The sequence below is a fragment of the Pedobacter sp. 01T416_2 genome, assembly GCF_056398925.1.
Genome location: NZ_JBFTQI010001105.1, coordinates 1 through 1389, shown reverse-complemented (window position 1 = coordinate 1389; position 1389 = coordinate 1). Strand labels below are relative to the sequence as shown.

1 protein-coding gene is annotated in these 1389 nt (G+C 33.3%); it reads left to right on the top strand.

Annotated features, from left to right (window positions below):
* Nucleotides 1-877 (top strand): type I glyceraldehyde-3-phosphate dehydrogenase (gene gap / locus AC1DPQ_RS27765; RefSeq protein ID WP_477611570.1); only part of this gene is annotated, 877 nt, incomplete at its 5' end.
* Between the last annotated feature and the right edge of the window lie 512 nt (nt 878-1389).

Below are 1389 nucleotides of genomic sequence, written 5' to 3'. Positions count from 1 at the left end.
CATGTTAAAATATGATACTACACATGGCAAATTTGATGGCACTATTGAAGTTGTTGATGGTAATTTAGTGGTTAATGGTAAAACAATCCGCGTAACCGCAGAAAGAAATCCAGCTGATTTAAAATGGGATGCTGTAGGTGTTGAAGTAGTGATCGAATCTACAGGTTTATTCTTAACCCGTGCCGATGCTGAGAAACACATCGCTGCCGGTGCTAAAAAAGTAGTTTTCTCTGCTCCTGCTAAAGATGGCGATATCCCTACTTATGTAATGGGCGTAAACCACCATAAATTAACTGCAGATCAAACTATTGTTTCTAATGCATCTTGTACTACAAACTGTTTAGCGCCAATTGCTAAAGTTTTAAACGATAACTTTGGTATTGTTGAAGGTTTAATGAGCACAATCCATGCTGTAACTGCAACTCAAAAAACAGTTGATGGTCCTTCTGCTAAAGACTGGAGAGGTGGCCGTGGCGGTTTCTCTAACATTATCCCTTCTTCTACTGGTGCTGCTAAAGCAGTAGGTATGGTTTTACCTGAATTAAAAGGTAAATTAACTGGTATGTCTTTCCGTGTTCCTGTGGCTGACGTTTCTGTTGTAGATTTAACTGCACGTTTAGAAAAACCAGCTACTTATGAGCAAATTAAAGCAGCTATGAAAGCAGCTTCTGAAGGCGAATTAAAAGGTGTATTGGCTTATACTGAAGACGAAGTTGTTTCTTCTGACTTTATTGGCGATGACCACGCGTCTATTTTTGATGCAAAAGCAGGTATCTCATTAAATGATAATTTCGTTAAAGTGGTATCTTGGTACGATAACGAATGGGGATATTCTTCTGCACTAGCTAAATTTGTAGAATATTACGCAAGTTTGTAACAAAAAAGTGCTTTAAGCGCTTTACAAGGCTATATAAAAGGCAACATTATTCATTTAATGTTGCCTTTTTGTTTTAAACACAATTTTCACCTATAAAATTCAATTTCAAAACCATATCTAAAATTGTTTTTATTCAATATTCACATCAAAAATTCACTTAATATCTTACAAAGACCAAAAAATTGCCAATAAATTTCATAAAATTGACTTTTTACCAAGAATTAAACAAACGTTTGACTAAATCGTACCATAAATTGACAATATTTAACAATTACTTAACATATTTTTCTGCTATATTTGCAACATAGTCGTTTTAAACACCAAAATCCCTTACAAAAGGGTCGGTAAATAAAAAATGACAAAAAAAATACTTAAATTTTTCTTAGTGTATTTTTTACACTATCAAATTTTTTACTATATTTGTAGAGTAATAAACGGAACGATGTTTATCACCACAAAAAAAGATAAATCATTTTCTTGAAAAACCCCGGTTTAGATAGAAGATTAAAGAC